This is a genomic window from Pseudomonas sp. CC120222-01a, assembly GCF_003097235.1.
In the GTDB taxonomy this organism is placed as follows: domain Bacteria; phylum Pseudomonadota; class Gammaproteobacteria; order Pseudomonadales; family Pseudomonadaceae; genus Aquipseudomonas.
In genome coordinates this window covers 250,208-266,274 of record NZ_QEQQ01000001.1, presented here as the reverse complement: position 1 = coordinate 266,274, position 16,067 = coordinate 250,208, and the positions used below count along the sequence as shown (strand labels likewise).

General features: G+C 65.8%; 10 protein-coding genes. 3 read left to right on the top strand and 7 right to left on the bottom strand.

The annotated features are described in order from the left end of the window. Positions 1 to 93: 93 nt before the first annotated feature. The 7 genes from glgX to N430_RS29390 form a co-directional block, all read right to left on the bottom strand. On the bottom strand, positions 94 to 2,247 hold the full coding sequence (glgX, locus tag N430_RS01305) for a glycogen debranching protein GlgX (RefSeq protein ID WP_110631801.1): 2,154 nt from the start codon (positions 2,245 to 2,247) through the stop codon (positions 94 to 96). Positions 2,248 to 2,400: 153 nt separating this feature from the next. Continuing rightward, positions 2,401 to 2,664 carry a DUF2934 domain-containing protein gene (locus N430_RS01300; RefSeq protein ID WP_371922745.1) on the bottom strand — a complete coding sequence of 88 codons (264 nt, stop codon included), beginning with the start codon at positions 2,662 to 2,664 and terminating at the stop codon, positions 2,401 to 2,403. Between the two features lie 17 nt (positions 2,665 to 2,681). Beyond that, positions 2,682 to 5,456, bottom strand: a complete 2,775-nt coding sequence (locus N430_RS01295; RefSeq protein WP_110631807.1) for a malto-oligosyltrehalose synthase — start codon at positions 5,454 to 5,456, stop codon at positions 2,682 to 2,684. Further along, the gene (malQ, locus tag N430_RS01290; RefSeq protein ID WP_110631809.1) at positions 5,453 to 7,522 is read right to left on the bottom strand and encodes a 4-alpha-glucanotransferase; all 2,070 of its coding nucleotides are present in this window, start codon (positions 7,520 to 7,522) and stop codon (positions 5,453 to 5,455) included. Before malQ ends, N430_RS01295 begins: the two co-directional genes overlap by 4 nt. Further along, positions 7,519 to 9,261 carry a malto-oligosyltrehalose trehalohydrolase gene (gene treZ / locus N430_RS01285; protein WP_110631812.1) on the bottom strand — a complete coding sequence of 581 codons (1,743 nt, stop codon included), beginning with the start codon at positions 9,259 to 9,261 and terminating at the stop codon, positions 7,519 to 7,521. Before treZ ends, malQ begins: the two co-directional genes overlap by 4 nt. Positions 9,262 to 9,274: 13 nt before the next feature. Beyond that, positions 9,275 to 10,834, bottom strand: a complete 1,560-nt coding sequence (gene glgA / locus N430_RS01280) for a glycogen synthase GlgA (protein WP_110631815.1) — start codon at positions 10,832 to 10,834, stop codon at positions 9,275 to 9,277. A 523-nt stretch (positions 10,835 to 11,357) separates the two neighbouring features. Then, entirely contained in the window at positions 11,358 to 11,525 is a 168-nt protein-coding gene (locus N430_RS29390) for a DUF6026 family protein (RefSeq protein ID WP_165837327.1), read from the bottom strand. A 204-nt stretch (positions 11,526 to 11,729) separates the two neighbouring features. Between N430_RS29390 and gnd the strand changes: the two genes are divergently transcribed. Genes gnd through N430_RS01265 form a run of 3 tightly spaced genes read left to right on the top strand, consistent with a single transcriptional unit; the run spans position 11,730 to position 16,030 of the window. Then, entirely contained in the window at positions 11,730 to 12,710 is a 981-nt protein-coding gene (gene gnd, locus N430_RS01275; RefSeq protein WP_110631818.1) for a phosphogluconate dehydrogenase (NAD(+)-dependent, decarboxylating), read from the top strand. Further along, the gene (zwf, locus tag N430_RS01270; RefSeq protein WP_110631822.1) at positions 12,710 to 14,215 is read left to right on the top strand and encodes a glucose-6-phosphate dehydrogenase; all 1,506 of its coding nucleotides are present in this window, start codon (positions 12,710 to 12,712) and stop codon (positions 14,213 to 14,215) included. Before gnd ends, zwf begins: the two co-directional genes overlap by 1 nt. Before the next feature lie 18 nt (positions 14,216 to 14,233). After that, positions 14,234 to 16,030, top strand: coding sequence for a glycoside hydrolase family 15 protein (locus N430_RS01265; protein ID WP_110631825.1), 1,797 nt, complete (start codon positions 14,234 to 14,236; stop codon positions 16,028 to 16,030). The last annotated feature ends 37 nt before the right edge of the window (positions 16,031 to 16,067 follow it).

Below are 16,067 nucleotides of genomic sequence, written 5' to 3'. Positions count from 1 at the left end.
TGTATGTTAAGAAACAGCCGGCGCCCTGTGGCAGAATTGCATGGCGCCGGTTGTTCGGATAGTTGTCTTGCTGCGATTCACTGAACCCTGGCTTTAGTCTTCCTCACGCAGCAACACCATCAACAACAACGACCGCCCCTTGACCTCGAAGGTGCTGTCGAACTGCAGGTGCTGAGGCTTGCGCATCTCCGGCCGGTCAGTGTCGATCAGGCAGCTCCAGTAGTCGCCTTCCGGCACGCTCGGTAGCTGGAACGGCACCACATCATGGTGCGCGTTGAAGATCAGCAGCATGGTCGCTTCAGACCCCGGTCGTGCGATGCCACTGACCTGGGCGCGGCCATCGATCAGCATGCCCAGGCAGCGCCCGTGCGGGTCTTCCCATTGCTCCACGCTCATCTCGCTGCCATCCGGCGCCAGCCAGGTCACGTCCTTGACCCCAATCGCCTCGTTGTAATCACCGACCAAAAAGCGCGAGCGACGCAACACCGGGTAGGCCAAGCGCAGGCGGGTCAGGCGCTTGACGAAGGCCAGCAGCTCTTCGCCGTCCTGGTCCAGGTCCCAGTTGACCCAGCCAATCTCGCTGTCCTGGCAGTAGGCATTGTTGTTGCCATGCTGGGTGCGGCTGAATTCGTCGCCGGCGACGATCATCGGCGTACCTTGGGCCAGCAGCAGGGTCGCGAAGTAGTTGCGCATCTGGCGCATGCGCAGGGCGTTGACCTGCGGGTCGTCGGTAGGGCCTTCCACACCGCAGTTCCACGACAGGTTGTTGTCGGTGCCGTCCTGATTGTTCTCGTCGTTGTCTTCGTTGTGCTTGCTGTTGTACGACACCAGGTCGCGCAAGGTGAAGCCATCGTGGGCGGTGATGAAGTTGACCGAGGAGTACGGCCGTCGCCCGCGGTTGTTGAACATGTCGCCCGAGGCGGTGATACGTGCGGCAAAGTCCGCCAGCTGGCCTTCGTCGCCTTTCCAGAAGGCGCGCGCCGTATCGCGGAAACGGTCGTTCCATTCAGCCCAGCCCGGCGCGAAGTTGCCGACCTGATAGCCACCTGGGCCGCAGTCCCAGGGTTCGGCGATCAGCTTGACCTGGCTGAGCATCGGGTCCTGGCGGCAGGCGACGAGGAAGCCGTGGCGCTCACTGTAGCCATCGTGATAGCGGCCGAGGATGGTCGCCAGGTCGAAGCGGAAACCGTCCACGCGCATTTCCCCGGCCCAGTAGCGCAGCGAGTCGGTGACCAGTTGCAGCACCCGCGGGTGGCTGAGGTCGAGGGTGTTGCCGGTGCCGGAATCGTTGATGTAGAAGCGCTTGTCGTCGGGCATCAGGCGGTAGTACGAGGCGTTGTCGATGCCACGCATGGATAGGGTCGGGCCACGCTCGTTGCCTTCGGCGGTGTGGTTGTAGACCACGTCGAGGATCACCTCCAGGCCGGCGTCGTGCAGGTGCGCGACCATCTCCTTGAACTCGGCGATCTTGCCGCTGGCCAGGTAGCGCGGGTGCGGCGCGAAGAAGGCGATGCTGTTGTAGCCCCAGTAGTTGTTCAGGCCCTTTTCCAGCAGGTGTTGGTCGTTGACGAAGGCGTGGATCGGCAGCAGCTCGATACTCGACACGCCCAGCTCCTTGATGTGCTTGAGCAGCTCGTCGTTGGCAAGGCCGGCGAAGGTGCCGCGGAGTTCTTCCGGCACCGCCGGATGGCGCATGCTGATGCCACGGGTGTGGGCCTCGTAGATGATCGTACGCTCCCAGGGTACCTGCACGGGTTGGTCGCGGCCCCAGGTGAAGGCCGGGTCGATGACCTTGCACTTGGGCACGAAGGGCGCGCTGTCGCGTTCGTCGAACGACAGGTCGCCATCGGGGTGGCCGATGGTGTAGCCGAACAGTGCCTCGGACCATTTCAGGCTGCCGACCAGCTGCTTGGCATAAGGGTCGATCAGCAATTTGTTGGGGTTGAAGCGGTGGCCGTTTTCCGGCTCGTAAGGGCCGTACACGCGGTAGCCGTAGACCAGCCCAGGATGAGCGTCAGGCAGGTAGCCGTGGTAGATCTCGTCGGTGTACTCGGGCAGTTCGATGCGCTCGATTTCCTGCTCGCCGGTGGAGTCGAACAGGCACAGTTCGACCTTGGTGGCATTGGCCGAGAACAGGGCAAAATTGACCCCCAGGCCGTCCCAGGTGGCGCCCAGGGGGAAGGGCAGGCCTTCGCGAATGCGCGACGGGGCGACGGAGCGGGTTTTCTTCGGGGTGCGCGGGCTCATGACGGTCCTCGATTGGCCGTGGTGGAGGGGATCTTGCGGGGACTTGTGCCGGCCTATTCGCGGACTAGCCCGCTCCCACAGGAATTGCACCGATTTCGAAGGCAGTGGAGAACCTGTGGGAGCGGGCTTGCCCGCGAAAGGGCCGGAACAGGCTTAACCGGCAGTCGGCTTTTTCACTGCTCTGGGCTTCTTGGCAGCAGGCGTTTTCGCCGCAGGCAGGGCAGTCACCTTGGGCTCAGCAGGCGCCTTGGGCTTGGCCGCTGCCCGCTTGCGAGGCGCCGCCTTGGGTGCCAGCGCCTCGGCTTCGGCAAGCTTGCGGGCCATGTCCCAATGGCGCTCCTCTTGCCCCTCCGGCTTACCTTCCGATTCCCAGATCTGGTAAGCGAACTCGCGTACTCGTTTTTCTTCGACACTCATCACGACGCTCCTGAATGCTATGCATGTTCAATCAACAGGTTGACCGGAAATTGCGACAGAACCGCGCTCAACATCAGCTCCTTTGTAGGGCTGACAGCGGCCGCACCGAAAAGTCCAGTCCAAGTGGCAGGCGACAAGGCAAACGGCAGGGTTACCCGGGTGTCGTCCCAGTTCTGTGCCGGGATCAACGGTGTAGTGGCGCCGCCCAGCAGGCCGCTGGCCAGGCGCGGGGCAATGATGATGGCGCGTTGCTCTTCGCCCAGACGGGCGAAAGCGATGACCTGGTCGGCATGCCGGCCCTGCACGTTCAACGGCAGGTAGGCACCCCGGCGGAACAGCTCGGCATGGGCCTGGCGGCAGTCCAGCACCCGGGCGATCAGGGCCTGCTTGATGCGGCCGTCGCGCCAGTGCGTGAGCAGCTCGCCAAGCGTGCTGGCATCGTCCAGGGTGCGGCGCCTGCAAGCGTAGTCCACGGCGCGGCGGTTGTCCGGGTCGACCAGGCTGAAATCCCAGTACTCATTGCCCTGGTACAGGTCGGGCACGCCCGGCACGGTCATGCGTAGCAGGCTCTGGACCAGGCCGTTGAGGGCGCCGGGGCAGGCGATCAGTTGTGCAGCATCGGCCATCGACTGGCGCAGTTGCTGGTTTTCCCGGTCCAGCAGCAAGCCGTCGACATAGGCGGCGCAGGCTGCTTCATAGGCCTCGTTCGGCGCGCTCCAGCTGCTGCGCAGCTTGGCTTCGCGCAGGGCCTTCTGCTGCCATTGGCGAATGCGTTCGGCGTACTGGCGCAATGCGTTGTCGTCGTGCAGGTCGAGGGTCAGTGGCCAGCTGCCCAGCAGCGTCTGCAACAGCAGCAGCTCGTCGCCGGGGCTGGGTGCCACGCCGTCGTCCAACTGCTCGCGCAGCGGTGCAGCCAGCTCGCGCCAGTGCTCCACGCGGCTGTCGAGCCAGGGCCCGCGCTCGCTCAGGACGGCCAGGCGTGCGCGGCTGTCTTCACCACGCTTGTGATCGTGGGTGGCGGTGGCCAGCAGGTTGTCGGGGAAGTCGCGCAGACGGCGCTGGGCCTCGTTGTGGAAATGCTCGGGGCCGGCGCTGAAGCGCTCGGCCTCGAAGCCGACGTCGTTGCGCGACAGCAGCCGTGCCGAGCGGTAGAAGGCGGTGTCCTCCACGGCCTTGGCGGCACTGGGGGCGGTGAGCTGCTGGAAGCGCACACAGGCATGGCGCAGGTGCTTGCGAGGCCGGCCGGGCGGCATCTGGCGCCAGGGTTGGCCACCGAGCCATTGTTCGAGCTGGTCGAGCAACGGCCAGTCGGCTTCGCCCAGATCCTGGCGGGCATTGGCCAAGGCCTGCTGGAAGAAACGTTCGTCCTCGGCCGGGCGCCCGCAGGCATTGAAGTAGGTGCGATACACCGGGTAATGCGCGACCAGCGCCTGCAGTGCGCGGCGGATCGCGCCGAGGGTCAGGTCGCGGGTCATCAGGTCGTCGCGGGCGACCTGCAGCAGGGCCTGGGCCACCGACTCGCAGTCGCCGGCCAGGCTTGCATTGAGCACAAGATGACGCGCCAGGCGCACTTCCTCGGGGAAGTCGGGGCGTTCGCTGACGGTGGCCCACAGCTCGGTCAGCGGTGCTTCGCCGGCCGGGTCGTGCTGCAGCAGCGAGACCTGGTTCATGAACTCGTAGCCGGTGGTGCCGTCGGTGAGCCAGTCGCGGTGCAGGTGCTCGTCGGCGCCGAGGATCTTTTCCACGTAGATCGGGAAGTGCTCCAGCGCGGCCTGCAACGGGCGCCTGGCGAGCAGGCTGTCGACCCGGCGACGCAGCTTGCGGCAGTAGCCGCGCGGGTCGGCCAGGCCATCGATATGGTCGATGCGCAGGCCGTCCACCAGGCCGCGTTCGATCAGTTCGAACAGCTTGGCGTGGGTGGCTTCGAACACTACGGCTCGCTCCACCCGCAGGCCGCCCAGTTCGTTGATGTCGAAGAAGCGCCGCCAGTTGATGTCATCGGCAGCGGTGCGCCAGCTGGCCAGGCGGTAGGTCTGGCGTTCGAGCAGCAGGTGAAGGCGCTTGAAGCCGTTTTCGCAGCGGCTGTCGAAAGCGATCAAGGCCGACTCCAGGTCTGCGCCTTCACCCACCAGGCGCGCCAGTTCGGCGTGCAGGGGCAGGGCGGCAGTCAGTGGCTCGGTGGCGTCGCGCAAAGCGGTGAAGTGCTCCGCCAGGGCCTTGAGTGCAGGCTCGGGGCTTTGCGCCAGGATCCAGCCATAGTCCAGCGGGCAGATCGGGAAACGGTGCTGATAGTGGGCGATCTGCAGCAAGCCCGATTGCTGGTCGAACTGCAGCGGGATCTCGCCGTTCTTCAGCGCCGCGCCGTAGTCGCTGCCGAGGAACGGCAACAGCAGCTGCCCGGCCAGCAACGGGTCGCTGGAGTGCCACTGGATGTCGAAGAACTCCGCGTAGGGGCTGCGCCGGCCCCAGGCCAGCAGGCTCTGCCACCAGGGGTTGTCGGCGCCGCCTACGGCCATGTGGTTGGACACGGTATCGAGGATCAGCCCCATGCCATGCTGGCGCAGCGCGGCCACCAGCCGTTGCAGCGCCGCCTCGCCGCCGAGCTCGGGGTTGACGCAGGTCGGGTCGACCACGTCGTAACCGTGGCGTGAGCCGGCGCGGGCCTTGAGGATGGGGGAGGCATACAGGTGGCTGATGCCCAGCTGAGCGAAATACGGCACCAGTGGCACGGCGTCATCGAGGCTGAAGTCGCTGTGAAATTGCAGGCGCAAGGTTGCAGTCAATGGCTTCATCGGTCCCGCTCCCAGGCTTGTTCGCGGGCCTGGGCCAGCAGTTCCAGGCGCCGTGCGGCGTCTTCGTCGTCGAGCAGTTCGCGCACCGGCGCAGCGAAGCGCCGGCGCCAGTTGGGGTGGCCGCTGGTAGTGCCGGGCAGGTTGGGTTGCTCGTCGCTGCCGAGCAGGTCTTCCAGCGGGATCAGCACCAATGGGGCGCGGGTATGGCCAACGTAGCGGATGGCGGCATCGATCAGCGCATCGTTGTCTGCTTGCGGGCCGTAGTTGGCTTCCAGGGTGCGGCGCAGGCCTTCGCACTCCTTCTGCCGCTCATGCCGCCAGTGCAGTTCGGTAGCGGCGTCGATCAGCTGCAGGCGCTGGCTCCAGTCGATGTCGCGGCTTTGCAGCCAGCCGGCCAGCGGCGCCAGGTCGTGGGTGCCGGTGGTGGCCAGGGCGTCGTCCGGCCAGTCGAGGATCGGCTTGAAGTGGCCGGGCTGGGTCTGCTCGAACGGCAGCACACGCATGCCCAGCACGGCCTTGGCCGCCAGCTGTTCGCGCAGGCCCTCGGGTACGGTGCCGAGGTCTTCGCCGAGAATGATCGCCTGGTGGCGCACCGACTCCAGGGCCAGCAGGCGCAGCAGGTCTTCCAGCGGGTAGTTGAGGTAGGCGCCTTCGGCGGGCTTGCAGCCACGGGGGATCAGCCACAGCCGGCGCAGGCCCATCACATGGTCGATGCGCAGGCCGCCGGCATGGGCCAGGTTGGCCCGCAGCATCTCGATGAAGGCACGGTAGCCGTTGCGCTTGAGGCCCTCGGGGGAGAAGGCGCAGATGCCCCAGTCCTGGCCCGAGCGGTTGAGGATGTCGGGCGGCGCGCCGACCTTGAGGTTGGCCAGCAGCTCGTCCTGGCGGCTCCAGGCCTGGCTGCCAGCGCCGTCTGCGCCCACCGCCAGGTCGGCGATCAGGCCAACCGCCATGCCGTTGCTGCGGGCGGCGTGCTGGGCACGTTGCAGGCTGCGTTCGGTCAGCCACTGGCAGAACGCGTGGAACTCGACCTTGGCCGGGTAGGCGTTGGCGAAGGCTTCGACTTCCGGGTGGTACGGGTCGTGCCAGGCGCTGGGCCAGTTGCGCCAGTCGGCGCCCAGGCCATGTTCGACAGCTTGCGCCTGCAGCACTTCGAAGCGGCAGTGATGCTCCAGGGCCTGGCCGCGGGCCTCACGGAAGCTGTCGAAGTCCTTGCGCAACGGGTGGTCGGCCTGGCTGAAATCCTGGTACAGCGCTTCGAGCAGGCGCCGGCGGGCGTCGGCGGCGCGCGGCCAGTCCACCAGTGGGCGCTGCTCCAGGTCTTCGAGCACTTGCTCCAGGCCACAGGCCTCGATCGCCATGCGCACGGCGCGCTCGCCCAGCAGCGCGGCGGGGCTGGCGTACAGGGTGTTGAGCAACAGGCGGCTGGACGGCGAGTAGGGGCTGTAGTGCTGCTGATCGACGGCCGAGAGCGCGTGGATCGGGCTGATCGCCAGGGCATCGGCGCCGCGCTCGGCGGCGCTGCGCGCCAGTTGTTCCAGGGCCAGGCAGTCGCCGTAGCCACCATCGCCACTGCGGCGCAGGCTGTAGAGCTGCACCGCCAGGCCCCAGCAGCGCGGCGGCGGTTCGGTGACGGCGTCAGCCAGGCTGTGGCAGCGCGGCGGTGCCACGGCGACGGTGAAGCTGCGGTCGTTGATCTGCAGCAGGTGATAGCCGACCGGCAGGCCGCCGGGCAGGTTGCCTTGGGCATCGAGGGTCAGGTACTGCAGGCGGTTGCTTTCCAGGGTACAGCGCACGGCGCTGCCCGGCGGGAAGTAGCGCCGCAGGGGCAGCGGCTGGTCAAGGTCGGCGGTGATCAGCGGGGGCAGGTGTTCGGCGTCTTCGGCGGCCTCCACGGCGCGCAGGCTGGCCTCGATGGCAGGCTCGTCGTCGGCGGGGTGGCCCAGGCCGTCGAGGACTTTGCGCAGGACTTCGTCACTGACCTGCTGCGGCCGGTTATTGGCGTCGATCCAGTCGCGGGCCAGCCCTACGCGGGCGGCCAGTCGGTGCAAGGCGGTTTCGCTCATGGGTGCTCCTGGCCAGGTGGAAGCAGGCTGACCACGCAGCTGTGGGCGGACAGCGCAGTATCTGGGTGGGTGGTGTCGCTGCTGTCGAACAGGCGCCGTTCTGCGCAGGGCAGTGCAACTGCCTGCGGCGTGGCGGCCAGGTTCAGGTCGATGCGTAGGGTGCTGCCATCGCCCAGGCGCCAGCGCGCGCTCAGGGCCTTGTCGCCGAGCACCTCGGCACCCAGTGCGCGGCTGCCGGGCAGGTGCGGGATGACATGGCGCCGACGCAGGTCGAGCAGTTGGTGGTACAGGCCATGCCAGCCGGCGATGACCTCCTTGTTTTGCGGGCGTGAGGCCTCGAAGGTCTGCTCGGCATTGGGGTCGGGTATGTGTTCGCGCTGCTCGGCGTCGGTGAACGCCTTGAAGTGGGCGAACTCGCCGCGGCGGCCCTCGCGCACGGCGTCTGCGAGGTCGTCGTGGAAGTCGGTGAAGAACAGGAACGGCCGGCAGCTGCCATCGTCATCGCCCATGAACAGCAACGGGATCATCGGCGCCAGCAGCAACAGGCCGGTGGCCGCACGCAACGCCGAGGGAGGGCAAAGGCGGGTCAGGCGTTCGCCCAGGGCGCGGTTGCCGATCTGGTCGTGGTTCTGCAGGAACAATACGAACGAAGAGGGCTCCAGGTGCCCGCTGGGCTCGCCGCGTGGTGTGCCGTGGCGGTTGGCCTGACCCTGGAACACGAAGCCTTCGGACAGGCAGCGGGCCAGCTTGTCGATGGGTTTTTCCTGATAGTCGGCGTAATACCCTTCCGTTTCACCGGTCAGCAGCACATGCAGGGCGTTGTGCCCATCGTCGTTCCACTGGGCATCGAAACCCTGCTCGAGCAGCGAGGCCTGGTTGTGCTCGTTCTCCAGCACCAGCCACACATGCCGGCCGGGCTCGACGGCGGCGCGCACCCGTTGCGCCAACTCGATCAGGAAGTCGGGTTGGTCGATGGCGTGCACCGCATCCAGGCGCAGGCCGTCGCAGCGGTAGTCGCACAGCCACATCAGGGCGTTCTGGATGAAGTACTCTCGCACCTCGCGGCGGCGAAAATCGATGGCCGCGCCCCAGGGCGTCTGGCGGTCTTCGCGAAAGAACGGGCTGGCGTACTGGTGCAGGTAATTACCGTCCGGGCCGAAGTGGTTGTAGACCACATCGACCATCACCATCAGCCCCAGGCCGTGGGCATGATCCACCAGCGCGCACAGCTGCTCGGGGCTGCCATAGCTGTGCTGCGGCGCATAGGGCAGTACGCCGTCGTAGCCCCAGTTGCGCTCACCGGGGAACTGGCCCAGCGGCATCAGCTCGATGGCGCTGATGCCCAGTTCGGCCAGCCTCGGCAGCTGCCGGGCGACGCCCGGGTAGCCTTCGAGCACGCCGACGTGCAGCTCCTGGATCACCGCTTCATGCCACGGCCGGCCTTGCCAAGGGTGCTGCCAGGCGTAGGCGCCGGTATCCACCACCTGGCTCGGCCCATGCACCCCTTCGGGCTGGTAGCGCGACGCCGGGTCGGCGACCTGCAGCTTGCCGTCGATGCGATAGTGATAGCGGTCGCCGGCCTGGCACGGGGCAACCCCCGTGTACCAGCCGTCGTCCTCGGGCAGCAGCTCGATGGCGGGCTGCTGCTCCAGTTCCAGGCTCACGCTGCGCGCATCGGGCGCCCACAGGGCGAAGCGCGCCGACGTGGCGTCCAGCAGGTGTGCGCCATGCCTGTGCATCTTCGACCCCCGCTCAGTAGTGGCTCAGGTGTGCCTGCTTGACCAGGTCCTCGTAGAGGCGCGCGTAGGGCTCCACTGCCTGGCACCAGTTGAACGGCTGGGTCATCGACAGGCAGCGCATGGCATTGAGCAGGTCCTTCTTGCTGTAGATATAGAAGGCCCGGCTCAGGGCTTCGCGGTAGCTGTCGACGGTCGACTCATCGAACAGGAAGCCGGTAACGCCGTTCTCGATGGTGTCGGCCAGGCCGCCAGTGTTGCGTGCCACCGGCAGCGAACCAAAGCGCTGGGCGTACATCTGGCTCAGGCCGCAAGGCTCGTAGCGCGAGGGCATCAGCAGGAAGTCGCTGCCGGCGAACATGCGCCGGGCGTCGGTTTCGTTGAAGCCGATGCGCACGCCGATGCGGCCTGGGTGACGCAGGGCCAGCTCACGCATGGCCTGCTCTTCTTCCGGCTCACCGCGGCCGATGATCGCGATCTGCCCGCCTTGCTCGACGATGTAGTCGGCAACGCCCAGGGTCAGGTCCAGGCCTTTCTGGTAGACCAGTCGCGAAACCACGGCGAACAGTGGCCCTTCGGACGGGTCCAGTTCGAACAGGTTGCGCACTTCGGCGGTGTTGCGTGCCTTGCCGTCCCAGTCGTTGATGCTGAAGTTGTGCTGCAGGTGCTGGTCGGTGGCCGAGTCCCAGCTTTCGTCGATGCCGTTGGGGATGCCGCCGAGCAGGCCTTGCTGGGCCTTGCTGGCCAGGAAGCCATCGAGCCCGCAGCCGAATTCCGGGGTGGTGATTTCCTGGGCGTAGGTGGCGCTGACCGTGGTGATGTGGCTGGAATAGGCCAGGCCCGCCTTGAGGAACGACAGCTTGCCGTAGAACTCCATGCCTTCCTGTTGCATGGCATGGTCGGGGATCGCCAGCTCCGGGCTGCAGCCGCGGCTGTAGACGCCTTGATACGCCAGGTTGTGAATGGTGAACAAGGTCGGCGTGTTCAGCCCACGCCAATGCATGTAGGCCGGCGCCAGGCCGGCGGGCCAGTCATGCGCATGCACCACTTCGGGCCTCCAGTGGATCTTGCCTTCGCCGGCCGCGATCTCGGCTGCAGCCAGGCCTAGGCGGGCGAAACGGATGTGGTTGTCGGGCCAGTCGCGGCCGTTGTTGGCACCATAGGGGGTGCCGTCGCGCTGGTACAGCTCTGGGCAGATCAGCACGTAGATAACCAGCCCGTCGGCCATGTCCATACGGCCGATCTTGCACGGTGGCAGGGCCGCGTGGCCGCCGAGTTCACCGACGATATGAATCGGGTTGTCGCTTTCCATCACCTGGCGGTAGCCGGGGATCAGCACCCGCACATCGTGCAGGTGCGCCAGCGCGCGGGGCAGCGCTGCAGACACGTCGCCGAGGCCGCCGGTCTTGACCAGGTCAGCGATTTCAGAGGTGACGAACAGGATCTTGCGCTTGTTCGGGTTGTGCTGACGCTGGGCGCCGGGTGCCGTGCCTGTCTTGGCGAAGTCCGGGGTGAGCGGCTCGCGGTTGTCCGGGTTGAATGAATCTACGTGAGGCTCGACAGCGGCACTGATCATACTTCTCTCCGTCCCTAAGTGTTGGCAGGGTGCTGGCACCCGTTGCGATCTTTCGTGTTGGTCTCTCTGAATTTTGTCGTTGCGTAAAGCGATCCATGCCCCGAAGTCGTGCGCGCAGACATAACGCGATCAGCATTCCGGCCGAAGGCGATTGGACTGGTTGGGGTAGGCGGGCCGTGCGAAGGAAGTCCTTTTGCGTTTGGCCTACTTAGTTGCTGACCCGCCACCATTTCCAAAAGTTCGACTTTTTTACGTCGCTCTTCCTCTGAGCAAATGGCGGGCCGAAACCTGAGTGTAGGAGAGCTGGAGATAAAAAGGTGACCCACTGGTCACTTTCGTTATGACCCGAGATAGACGCAAACGTTGGCGTGTGTGACCGGATATGAACAAGGCTGTTCGAGGGTGGGGCAGGGCTGATTTACGCGTGTGCCATCGGGTGGCCAGTCAGCGTTTCGTGCACCATGATGGGGCGGGATTGCAGCAGTGTGGGAGCGTGAAGCTCCCACCAGGGAAGGGGGGTGAATCAGAGGCTGACGGTTTTGCCGTCGCTACGCGCCTGTTCCAGCAACATGTGCAACTGAGCGACCTGCTGGCGCAGCTGGTCACGTTCGTCCTTCAGTTTACGCAGCTCATCGCGGCGCACGGAGACATAGAGGGTCTGGGTTGGAGTAGCAGGCATCAAGGTACCCATGAGCACACCTCGCGGTTTTGGCTGGTGACAGTTAAAGCGTAGACGCTTCACGCGGCGCGCATTCTGAATTCTTTCGCCGCTCATGGGAACTTTTTTGTTTAACGTTGTCACGCCGTTCGTCGCTGAACCCTCGGGCGTCGTGCTGGACTAATCTGAAAAGTTGAACTGTGTTTGTCATCCATTTCGAAAGGGGAGCATCGGCTCATGCAATTGGGAATCGTCGGGCTGGGCCGCATGGGCGGCAATATCGCAAGGCGGCTGATGCGCGCTGGCCACCAAACCGTGGTGCACGATCGTAACCGTGATGCCGTCGATACCTTGCATCGCGAGGGCGCCCAGGGTGCCCATGACCTCGGCGCGCTGGTGCAGAAGCTCAAGGCGCCACGCGCGGTGTGGGTGATGCTGCCAGCTGGCGAGCCTACCGAGCAGACCATCGCCCAGCTGGCCGAGCTGCTGGAGCCGGGCGATGCCATCATCGACGGCGGCAACACCTTCTATAAGGACGATATGCGCCGTGCGGCCGAGATGAGCAAGCGCGGCCTGCATTACCTGGACGTCGGTACCTCTGGCGGTGTCTGGGGCCTGGACCGTGGCTACTGCATGATGATCGGTGGCGAGAAGGAGGTCTTCGAGCGCCTGGAGCCGCTGTTCAAGGCGCTGGCACCGGGTGTCGGCGACATTCCGCGTACTCACGGCCGCAACGGTGAGCACCAGCGTGCCGAGCACGGCTACATCCATGCCGGCCCACCGGGCGCCGGGCATTACGTGAAGATGGTGCACAACGGCATCGAGTACGGCCTGATGCAGGCCTACGCCGAAGGCTTCGACCTGCTGCGCAGCAAGGGCGGCAACGAGCTGCCCGAAGACCAGCGCTTCGACCTGAACGTGGCCGAGATCGCCGAGGTCTGGCGCCGCGGCAGCGTGGTCACCTCCTGGCTGCTCGACCTCACCGCCGATGCGCTGGTGGCCGACCCGCAGCTGGCGCAGTTCAGTGGCTCGGTGTCCGACAGCGGCGAAGGCCGCTGGACCATCGACGCCGCCGTTGAACAGGCGGTGCCGGTGCCGGTGCTGTCCAGCGCGCTGTTTGCCCGCTTCCGCTCGCGTCAGCAGCAGGGCACCTATGGCGACAAGATCCTCTCCGCCATGCGCCTGGGCTTCGGTGGCCACGTCGAGAAAAAAGACTGATGACCAAACAGACCATTCCTGCTGCTCCGCCCTGCACGCTGTTCCTGTTTGGCGCCAACGGTGACCTGGTCAAGCGCCTGCTGATGCCGGCGCTTTACAACCTCAGCCGTGACGGGTTGCTGGACCGCAACCTGCGCATCGTTGGCGTCGACCACAACCCGGCCACGGCCGATGAATTCGCCGGGCGCCTGCATGCCTTCATGCAGGAACGCGACAAAGGCGGCGAGGGCGCTGCCAAGTGCCTGGACGAAAAGCTCTGGGCACGGCTGGCCAAGCGTCTGGACTATCAGACCGGCGACTTCCTCGACCCGGCGACCTATGCGGCGTTGGCCAAGCGCATCGAAAAAACCAGCCACGGCAACGCCATCTTCTACCTGGCCACTTCGCCGCGCTTCTTCCCCGAGGTGGCTCAACGCCTGGGCGAAGCCGGCCTGCTCGACGAGTCTGCCGGCGGCTTCCGGCGTGTGGTGGTGGAAAAGCCCTTCGGCACCGACCTGGCCAGTGCCGAGGCGCTCAATGCCTGCCTGCTGAAGGTGATGAGCGAGCGGCAGATCTACCGCATCGACCATTACCTGGGCAAGGAAACGGTGCAGAACATTCTGGTCAGCCGTTTCTCCAACGGCCTGTTCGAGTCGTTCTGGAACAACCACTACATCGACCATGTGCAGATCACCGCTGCCGAGACGGTCGGTGTCGAGACCCGCGGCGCGTTCTATGACACCACCGGTGCCCTGCGTGACATGGTACCCAACCACCTGTTCCAGCTGCTGGCCATGGTAGCCATGGAGCCACCGGCGGCGTTTGGCGCCGATGCCGTGCGCGGCGAGAAGGCCAAGGTGATCGGTGCCATCCGCCCCTGGTCGGCGAAGATGGCCCTGAAGAACTCGGTGCGTGGCCAATACGTGGCGGGCAGGCAGGGCCGCAAGCCGCTGCCGGGGTATCGCCAGGAAAACAACGTCGCAGCCGACAGCCAGACCGAAACCTACGTGGCGCTCAAGGTGATGATCGACAACTGGCGCTGGGCCGGGGTGCCGTTCTACTTGCGTACCGGCAAGCGCATGAGCGTGCGCGACACTGAGATCGCCATCTGCTTCAAGCCGGCGCCCTACGCGCAGTTTCGCGAGTCGGAGCTGGAGCGGCCCAAGCCTAACTACCTGAAGATCCAGATCCAGCCCAACGAAGGCATGTGGTTCGACCTGCAGGCCAAGCGGCCAGGGCCGGAGCTGGTGATGGAGAACATCGAGCTGGGCTTTGCCTACAAGGATTTCTTCAAGATGACCCCGGCTACGGGTTACGAAACGCTGATCTATGACTGCCTGACTGGCGATCAGACCCTGTTCCAGCGGGCCGACAACATCGAGAACGGCTGGCGCGCGGTACAGCCATTCCTCGATGCCTGGGCCCAGGGCGGCGAGGTGCATGAGTACCCGGCAGGGCAGGATGGCCCCGAAGAAGGTAATGAACTGCTGACCCGCGACAAGCGCGAGTGGCACAAACTGGGGTGACAGCATAAAGGAGGTGCAATGCCCGCCCACATCGAAGACTACGCCCTGCTCGGCAACTGCCGCAGCGCCGCCCTGGTCAGCCGCGACGGCTCGATCGACTGGCTATGCCTGCCGCGCTTCGACGCCCCGGCCGTGTTCGCAGCGCTGCTGGGCAACGAGGAGAACGGCCGCTGGCGCCTGGCGCCCAGTGACTCCGTCGAGCACTGCAGCCGCCAGTACCTGGGCGACACCCTGGTGCTGGAAACCACCTGGGTCACCGCCAGCGGCCGTGCCCGAGTGCTCGATTTCATGCCGCTGGACGAGGTCAACTCGGTGGTGCGCATCGTCGAGGGGCTGTCGGGCGAGACCAACTTTGAAATGGACCTGGTGCTGCGCTTCGACTACGGCCGCAGCGTGCCGTGGGTTGAAAAAATAGACCCGCTGACCCTGAGCGCGGTGGCCGGCCCCGATCGTGTGATCCTGCGCAGCAGCGTGGTACCCCACGGCCTCGACCACCACACCGTCGCCCGTTTTCGCGTGGGTGCCGGCGAGCGGCAGATCTTCAGCCTCCGTCACCAGCCCTCGCACTTGCCGGTGCAGCCCGACTGCGACATCGACCAGGCGCTGCAACACACCCTCACGCACTGGCAGGCATTTGCCGACCGATGCCCTGAGGTGGGTCCCTACACCGCCCTGGTGCGCCGCTCGCTGCTCACCCTCAAGGCCATGACCTACGCGCCCACCGGCGGCATCGTCGCAGCGGTCACCACCTCGCTGCCCGAACGCATCGGCCACGAGCGCAACTGGGACTACCGCTTCTGCTGGCTGCGCGACGCCACCATGACCTTGCTGGCGTTCATGAACCTCGGCTATTTCGACGAAGCCCAGGCCTGGCGCGAATGGCTGCTGCGCTCAGTGGCCGGCAACCCTGAACAGATGCAGATCATGTATGGCCTGGCGGGCGAGCGCGACCTCACCGAGTACACCTTGCCCTGGCTGGCCGGCTACGAACACTCGCAGCCGGTGCGGGTCGGCAATGCCGCGTCGGACCAGGTGCAGCTGGACATCTATGGCGAACTGGCCGATGCCATGACCCAGGCGATCAAGGGCGGCCTGCCGCGCCACCCACGCAGTGCGGCGATCTCGCGGCTGATCCTGCCCTATGTCGAGCGCATCTGGCGTGACCCGGACGAAGGCATCTGGGAAGTGCGCGGTGGTCGCCAGCACTTCGTTCATTCCAAGGTCATGGCTTGGGTCGCCTTCGACCGTGCGGCGGGGCTGGCCGACACCACCGAGGAAGGCCGCGAGCAGGGTCGCCACTACCGGCAGGTGGCAGACGAGATTCATCGGGAGGTCTGCGCGCACGGGCTCGATGCCAGCGGCCAGTACTTCGTCCAGGCCTACGGTTCGAGCGAGATGGATGCCAGCCTGTTGCAGATCGCCCTGACCGGCTTCCTGCCGGCCAAGGACCCACGCTTTCAGCGCACCTTGGCGCAGATCGAGCAGCGCCTGCTGAAGAACGGCCTGCTGCTGCGCTATGACAGCGACAGCTGCAGCGACGGGCTGACGCCGGGGGAGGGCACGTTCCTGGTGTGCTCGTTCTGGCTGGCCGATGTGTACGTGCTGCTGGGGCGCGAGGCCGAGGCCCAGGGGCTGTACGAAAAGCTCACCGGGCTGTGCAACGACGTCGGCCTGCTGGCCGAGCAGTACGACCCTGCCGGCAAGCGCATGCTCGGCAACTTCCCCCAGGCGTTCAGCCATATCGGCATCATCAACACGGCGCTGAACCTGCACCGGGCAGAGTGTCCCGTGCGTGATCGGGCGCGTTGTGGTTAGGGATCAATTTAGTGTGTGACGCATTGCGTCACACATG